We start from the raw sequence: 7,157 nt of genomic DNA on the forward strand, positions 1-7,157 counted from the left end.
GATTTTATGTGCTGTTTTGTCGTGCCCATGGCCGAAGCGGTCGTCACCACCATCGCAACCCTCGTGTTGCAACAGACCGACAAGTCTAAAAGTGAATCCAGGAACCTTGAAGCCGCGGTTTCTGGCGCTCCGCAGCCCTTCTATAAAAGCCTGCGCCTGCTTGCCCGTATGCTCTGGCTCGTGACTGGCGTCCTGATTATCGACCATGTCATGAACGGAGAACTTATGTGGAGTTATCCCTTCTTTACCGCAGCCACAAGCCCCGAAGGTGTTTCCGAGATGGTGCGTGAAATGTCCACGGTGGGTGTTGCCATGTCGGCATTTATCACATCCGTATGGGCGGTGATGATTATTGCGCGCAAATACAAGGCCCAATCCCTCGCCAAGGCCGAGGTCCACACCAACCACTAAATAAGCAACTGCCTGGATTCTATCGAACCTTCGGTTCTCCAGAATGACAGGCTCAAGGTAAACTATGGACAGAAGAGACTTTTTAAAAACCGCAGGCGCAGCAGCACTCGCTTCCGCCGTATTCACACCCGCTTTCGCGAAAGGGAAATCCATGGAACAGAAGGAACCCGGAAAGGACGTTTCCAACGTCTATTTCACCAAGGACCTGAGTGCCGCCGGCCTCATCAAGTTGTACAAGAAAATCAACGAGGGCATCACCGGACGCGTGGCCATCAAGCTCCACACCGGCGAAAAAAACGGCCCCAATATCCTGCCTCGCGAATGGGTCAAGGAATTCCAGGCACAGGTGCCCAACTCCAAGATTGTGGAGACCAACACCTGGTACGAAGGCGACCGGTACACTACCGAACAGCACCGCGAAACCCTCAAGGTGAACGGCTGGACCTTCTGCGACGTGGATATCATGGACGAAGACGGCGAAGTGATGCTCCCCGTAAAGGATGGCCTCATTTTCAAGGAAATGTCCATGGGCGCACACATCAAGAATTACGATTCCATGATCGTGCTGACTCACTTCAAGGGCCACGCCATGGGCGGTTACGGCGGCTCCATGAAGAACATCGCCATCGGTTGCGCGGGCGGACGCCTGGGCAAGAAGATGATTCACGAATACGTGAAGGGCGGCCCCACCAAGATGGAAGCGGGCGGCACGGCAGGCTGGAAAACCAGCGGAGCCCTGTTCATGGAAACCATGGCCGATTCCGCGAAGGCCACCTGCGACTTTTTCAAGGGTCACATCTGCTTTATTAACGTGCTGCGCCGCATGTCCGTAGACTGCGACTGCGCAGGGCTTTCTGCAGCGGAACCCAAGTGCCGTGACATCGGCATTCTCGCCTCCACAGACATCGTGGCGGTGGACCAGGCCAGCGTTGACATGGTTTACAAGCTCCCGCCCAAGGAACTTCACGACCTCAAGGAACGCATCGAGACCCGCGAAGGCCTGCACCAGCTCCCCGCCATGGAAAAGCTGAAGATGGGTAACCGCAAATACAGGATTATCGAACTGTAGCCTAGTTCGCGACGGTGCCGTAGATAAATTCTCGTCACCGTCGCGGATTATGTTATATTTCTAGGAAAAGGCAGGTAAAATATGTCCCTTGGAATTCCAGAAATAATCCTGATCGTGGTCGTGGTGCTTCTCCTGTTCGGGGCAAAGCGCATTCCTGAACTTGCACGTTCCCTGGGCAAGGCCCAGAACGAGTACAAGAAGGCGAAAGACGCCCTGAAGGAAGAAGCCGAAGACCTGCAGAAGACGGTGGAAAAAGCCGCCGAGGCAGAAGAGAAAAAATAAGTTGAGGCAATGTCATCCTGGAGACACGAAGTGTCGATAGGATCCATGGACTCTATCCCCTATCGCTGCGCTCCAGGGTCCAGAGTGACATACTTTGGTTTACAAATCAACCACTATGACTACCAAGCAGGATCAAGAGGCTACGCTGATTTCGCATTTGGAAGCGCTCCGTCGGGCGCTTTTGCGTTCTATTATAGCCATTGCCATCGGCATCGTGCCCCTGTTCCTTGTTTCGCCCTACGTTCTGGACTGGTTCTGTAAGCAAATTGCCCTGCAGGGCGGCGTCACGCTCCACTACTTTTCCCCGATGGAAGTGTTCCTGCTGCAGCTCAAGATTTCTGCTCTCCTGGACTGCGTGCTGTTTTCGCCCTACATCGCCTGGAACATGTGGCAGTTCGTGCTTCCTGCTTTATACGATAACGAGAAACGATTCATCCGCTCCATCGTGGCCATGACCAGCGGGCTGTTTATCGCGGGCGTCGCCTTCTGCCTTGTCGTCTGCTTCCCGCTGATTGTGCAGTTCGGCATGAGCTTTGCAAGCACGACCCTGCAGCCCGTATTCGGAGTCTCTAACCTGGTAACACTCGCGCTCTGGCTTTCGCTTGCGTTCGGATGCATGTTCCAGTTCCCGCTGGTGACCTACGCGTTAATCCGTGCGGGCATCGTGAATTACGAAACCGTCTGCAGCAAGCGCCCCTACGTGGTGGTGGCAATCCTTGTGCTGGCGGCCCTCCTCACTCCCCCCGATGTTGTTAGCCAATTGTTGCTCGGAGTCCCGACGTACCTGCTCTTCGAAGCGGGCCTCCTTGCGGCCAGGCATTACAAGGGGCGTGCCTTGAAAGAAGTCCATCCTGAAAACGCCCCGAACATCGCGCCGCGAGATTCAACCGCAACCGCGACGGAATCAGAACCTGCGCAGACCGCTGCGACGAATGCCGAAACCGACTCCCCCACAACAGACGACATCGATTTTGCGGCACCTTCTTCCAAGTTCCAGGTCGGCGCAGAAAAAGACGCCGACAAGTGGAAACCTTATTGATTTTTAGAAAAATTTATTTGCCTTAGAGTCAACTCTAAGTGATATATTAGAAGTATGAAAAAGTTTGTCTCAAAAGATTCCTTTGAAGACCTCGGTTTTGCCAAGCTGGACGTGAGCCGCGAATCGCGCACAGGCACTAGCGAGGCCGTTTATTGCGCAGGCAAGACTTCGGAACAGCTCCTGAAAATTCTTAGAAAGTTCCGCGAAAAAGGCATCCGCGTATTAGGGACCCGCTGCAGCAGGGAACAGGCGGAATTCATCGCAAATGCAGGCGAGAAAATCTGCTACGACGAACTCTCCCGGACGATTTCTTTGGCAGATGAAATTCCGGCTAGCCGGAAGCGCGGAAGTTCCGGCGGCAAGGCATTGCAAACGGTTGCAAAGTTCGGGCCGGTGGCCGTATGTTGCGCAGGAACGGCGGACCTGCCTATTGCCGAAGAAGCCGCCAAGACGCTGGAATTTAACGGCGTGAAAGTCGTGCGCCAATACGACGTAGGGATTGCGGGGCTGCACCGCCTACTTTCGAAAGTGGAGGAAATCCGCAAGGCTTCGGTGGTTATCGCCGTCGCCGGAATGGAAGGCGCGCTCCCCGGCGTGATTGCCGGACTCGTGAAAGCGCCCGTGATTGCCGTGCCCACATCGGTCGGGTACGGGGCATCCTTCGGCGGGATTAGCGCACTGCTCACCATGCTCAACACCTGCGCCGAGGGCGTGACGGTGGTAAATATCGATAACGGTTTCGGGGCGGCCATCGCCGCCTTCCGCATGCTACAAATAAACTGACCAAATCAAGACGAATAACTTCACATTTCACATTTCACACTTTTATGAAATATCTCTTTCTCGACAGCTCTTGCGGTATCAGCGGCGACATGACGGTCGCTGCCCTCCTGAATCTCGGCGCTTCCCGCGAAAAACTGGACGCGGCGATTGCAGGGCTCGGCCTAGAAGGCGTCCATATCCATGTGGAAAATTCAAAGAGCTACAGCATCGCGGGGCTTTCTTTTGCGGTGCATGTCCATGACCACGACGCAGACCACGTGCATTCTCACGAAGAAGGGTATGTAGAGCACCATCATCACCATGAACATGGCGAACATTGTCACGGCGCTTCGACTGGTTCGACAGGCTCACCAACCTTATCAGCGACATTGCATCATCACGAACATCGGCACTTGTCCGAAGTCTACGAGATTCTGGACCGCGCAGCAAATGCAGGGGCAGTCACGCCCCGCGCCCTTGAAACCGCAAAAAAGATTTTTCGCATCATCGCCGAAGCCGAAGCAAAGGCTCACGGCGTGCCCGTAGAAGAAGTCCATTTCCACGAAGTGGGTGCCGTCGATTCCATCGTCGATATCTTGGTGGTATCCGTCCTTGCCGATGACCTTGGTATAGAGAACTGCATCGTTACAGGGCTCAACGAAGGCTCTGGCTTTGTAGAAACGCAACATGGCCAGTTGCCGATTCCCGTTCCGGCGGTAGCGCACATTGCAGAAGCTGCGGGCATCGCGCTTCACATCACCGAAACGAAGGGGGAAATGGTCACCCCAACGGGAGCGGGCATCGTGGCGGCCCTCCGAACACAAGAAACACTCCCTGCAAGTTACAAGATTTTAAAATCGGGCGTGGGTCTCGGCAAGCGTGATTTCGGGCGAGCAAATTTCTTGCGGGCGCAAATTATCGAAGACTGCGCAAACGACAAAGGCGGCGACGCAACATCCACTACCACAGGCTGCACCCCCGCAGATTGCAACGTTTTCCAAATTGAAGCGAATATTGACGATTCCACTCCCGAAGAACTAGGCTACGCCATGGATAAAATCTTCGAGGCGGGAGCCCGCGATGTTCATTTTATCCCCTGCTACATGAAGAAGAACCGCATGGGCACTCTCCTGTGCGCCCTCGCCGACAGCGAGCACCTGGCTGCCGTAGAGAAAGCGATTTTCTTACATACGTCGACCGTCGGCGTGCGCCGTTTCCCCGTAGAACGCACCTGCATGGCCCGCAGCACCTTCGAAGTCGAAACGGAATTCGGCATGGTTCGCGTCAAGAAGTCCGTCCTAGGCGACATCGAAAAAATCAAGCTCGAATTTGACGACCTGAAAGCATGTGCCGACAAGGCGGGCGTTCCCATCCGCGAAATCCAGAAAGCGGTCGAGAAGAAACTGCACTAAAAGTGAATTGTCAAGCCGCAATTTTGTATTTTACTTTACATGGAAAGCTTGAGCCAAAAGTTTGAAAAACTGAAAACCCTCCTGCGCGAAATGGACCGCGTCGCCATCGCATTTTCTGCCGGCGTAGATTCCACGTTCCTTGCGAAAGTCGCCCACGACACGCTGGGCGACAACATGGTCGCCTACACCGTCCAGGCAGGAATGGTCCCTGAACGCGAAATCGCATTTTCCCGAGAGTTCTGCAAGTTGCACGGAATCCCGCAGCAGCTGATAGAAGTTGACGAAATGCAGGTAGAAGGCTTTGCCGAAAACTCCAGGGAACGTTGCTACTTCTGCAAGCACAACCTCTTTTCAAAAATTACAGAACGCGCAAAGGCCGCAGGATTTTCAACCGTCTGCGAAGGCAGCAATGCCGACGACATTCACGATTACCGCCCGGGAATGCGTGCCCTCCAGGAACTAGGCATCAGGAGCCCCCTCCTGGAATGCGGACTCACTAAAGCAGACATCCGCGAACTTTCGCACCAACTGGATTTACCCACGTGGGACAAGCCCTCCTTCGCCTGCCTCGCAAGCCGCATCCCTTACGGAGAACCCATTTCCCGGGAAAAGCTTTCCATGATATCAAATGCAGAGCAACTGCTTTTTGAACTTGGCTTCAAGCAGTTCCGCGTGCGCCTGCATGGCAACCTCGCACGCATCGAGGTGTTGCCCGAAGATTTCAACAAAGTTCTAGAAAAGCGCGACCAGATTCTCGCAGCCTTCAAGAAAATCGGATTTACCTACATCTCGCTGGATCTGCAGGGCTTCCGCAGCGGCAGCCTGAACGAGACTTTAGCCACAAAGCAAGTTTAGCCCACTATTGGGCGTTCCCCGGCCAGGGGCCGGGTCGGGCTATACTCGCTTCGCTCGCCGAGCCTGTAGTCTCGGCCCTTACGGGTGCCTATCCCTAACGCGATTCCAGTGTGGAATGTGTAGTGTGGGGGTCCTGAAATGGGCTAATTTCTCTGTATTTTTAAAAAAATTAATCTATAAAGCCTTAAAAATTATATATTAATATTAAAGTCACTTGCATTCACACAGAATACATTTGTATATTTTGTAAATACGGAGGTATACCATGCAGAGCACATTGCTACAAGTCAGGGTGGACGAAAAGACCCGTTCCGCAGCAGGGAGTATTTTCGAAAGACTCGGTATAGACCTGCCGACAGCCGTCCGAATGTTCCTTGCCCGCACCATTCTCGAAAACGGCATCCCTTTCAGCATGAAACTCCGCCCGACCGCACCCGACGATGTCCTTGAAGCCATGAAGCAGGCTTCGCAGTCCGCCGCCGATGCAGGAGTCGCCGACATGTCCCTTGAAGAAATCAACGCCGAAATCGCACAGGCGCGGGCAGGCAAATGAAGTGCTACGCCGTCATTGACACCAACGTGCTAGTTTCTGCGCTTTTGCGGTGGGATTCCGTCCCTGGGCAGGTCGTTCAACAGACCTACGCCCACGAGATTATTCCCGTTTTCAACGATTCCATTTTACAGGAATACGAAGAAGTCCTGTCGCGCAAGAAGTTTCATTTTCCAACAGAAACCGTCGATTTCTTGATTTCTCGCCTGAAATCCATCGGCGTGAACCTTGCTGCCGTTGAAAATCTCGTTGGCGATTTTCCCGATCCGAAAGACGTGGTGTTTTTCGAGGTCGCCATGGAGAAGAACAAGACCGATGACACTTTTCTGGTCACGGGCAACCAGAAGCATTTTCCGCAACACCCGAAAGTCGTCACCCCTGCGGAAATGCTGAGAATTCTGGACAACCTGTAGTCTGCCTAATGTAAAAACAGGGCGTTCCCCGGCCCCAACTTGTCATCCCCGCGAAGGCGGGGATCTCCCAGCGTCAGCCAGGGGCCGGGGCGGGTGCTGCTCGCCTCTCGTCACCCCGGACCTGATCCGGGGTCGGCTCATCGAGCCGCTTGCGCGTCTCGCCACCGCACATGCCAGCGGCCGCTCACGCTACAATCCTGGAATAATTCTCCGGTTGCGTTCGCTCTCGCCAAAACTCCTTGCTTAACGCTCGGAGTATTTGGCTCACAGGTGCGACGCCCCCTAACGCAAAAACATCAAAAAATAGTGAATTTCGGCAAATTATTCACTTAAAAACTAGTGATTTTAGGCATTTTCTTCAAAA

Annotated in this window: 9 protein-coding genes; all 9 read left to right on the forward strand. The window is 53.9% G+C overall.

All coding sequences use genetic code 11. The annotated features are described in order from the left end of the window. Window positions 1–6: 6 nt before the first annotated feature. The 9 genes from BUB22_RS14680 (at window position 7) to BUB22_RS14720 (ending at window position 6,793) form a co-directional block, all read left to right on the forward strand. Window positions 7–411: a hypothetical protein gene (locus tag BUB22_RS14680; RefSeq protein WP_139259032.1), complete on the forward strand. Its 405-nt coding sequence runs from the start codon at window positions 7–9 to the stop codon at window positions 409–411. 64 nt (window positions 412–475) lie between these two features. Continuing rightward, a complete protein-coding gene (locus BUB22_RS14685) occupies window positions 476–1,480 on the forward strand; it encodes a DUF362 domain-containing protein (protein ID WP_073116308.1) in 1,005 nt (334 codons plus the stop codon). An 81-nt stretch (window positions 1,481–1,561) separates the two neighbouring features. Continuing rightward, window positions 1,562–1,762: a twin-arginine translocase TatA/TatE family subunit gene (gene tatA / locus BUB22_RS14690; protein ID WP_073116309.1), complete on the forward strand. Its 201-nt coding sequence runs from the start codon at window positions 1,562–1,564 to the stop codon at window positions 1,760–1,762. Window positions 1,763–1,877: 115 nt separating this feature from the next. Continuing rightward, window positions 1,878–2,801, forward strand: coding sequence for a twin-arginine translocase subunit TatC (gene tatC / locus BUB22_RS14695; RefSeq protein ID WP_073116310.1), 924 nt, complete (start codon window positions 1,878–1,880; stop codon window positions 2,799–2,801). 54 nt (window positions 2,802–2,855) lie between these two features. Beyond that, window positions 2,856–3,584, forward strand: coding sequence for a nickel pincer cofactor biosynthesis protein LarB (gene larB, locus BUB22_RS14700; protein WP_073116311.1), 729 nt, complete (start codon window positions 2,856–2,858; stop codon window positions 3,582–3,584). Between the two features lie 44 nt (window positions 3,585–3,628). Beyond that, window positions 3,629–4,975: a nickel pincer cofactor biosynthesis protein LarC gene (locus tag BUB22_RS14705; protein WP_073116312.1), complete on the forward strand. Its 1,347-nt coding sequence runs from the start codon at window positions 3,629–3,631 to the stop codon at window positions 4,973–4,975. Window positions 4,976–5,014: 39 nt separating this feature from the next. Next, window positions 5,015–5,830 carry an ATP-dependent sacrificial sulfur transferase LarE gene (gene larE / locus BUB22_RS14710; protein ID WP_073116313.1) on the forward strand — a complete coding sequence of 272 codons (816 nt, stop codon included), beginning with the start codon at window positions 5,015–5,017 and terminating at the stop codon, window positions 5,828–5,830. 265 nt (window positions 5,831–6,095) lie between these two features. Then, window positions 6,096–6,383: a type II toxin-antitoxin system RelB/DinJ family antitoxin gene (locus tag BUB22_RS14715; protein WP_073116314.1), complete on the forward strand. Its 288-nt coding sequence runs from the start codon at window positions 6,096–6,098 to the stop codon at window positions 6,381–6,383. Continuing rightward, window positions 6,380–6,793: a putative toxin-antitoxin system toxin component, PIN family gene (locus tag BUB22_RS14720; protein ID WP_073116315.1), complete on the forward strand. Its 414-nt coding sequence runs from the start codon at window positions 6,380–6,382 to the stop codon at window positions 6,791–6,793. Before BUB22_RS14715 ends, BUB22_RS14720 begins: the two co-directional genes overlap by 4 nt. The last annotated feature ends 364 nt before the right edge of the window (window positions 6,794–7,157 follow it).

Source organism: Fibrobacter sp. UWCM (genome assembly GCF_900129735.1).
In the GTDB taxonomy this organism is placed as follows: Bacteria; Fibrobacterota; Fibrobacteria; order Fibrobacterales; family Fibrobacteraceae; genus Fibrobacter.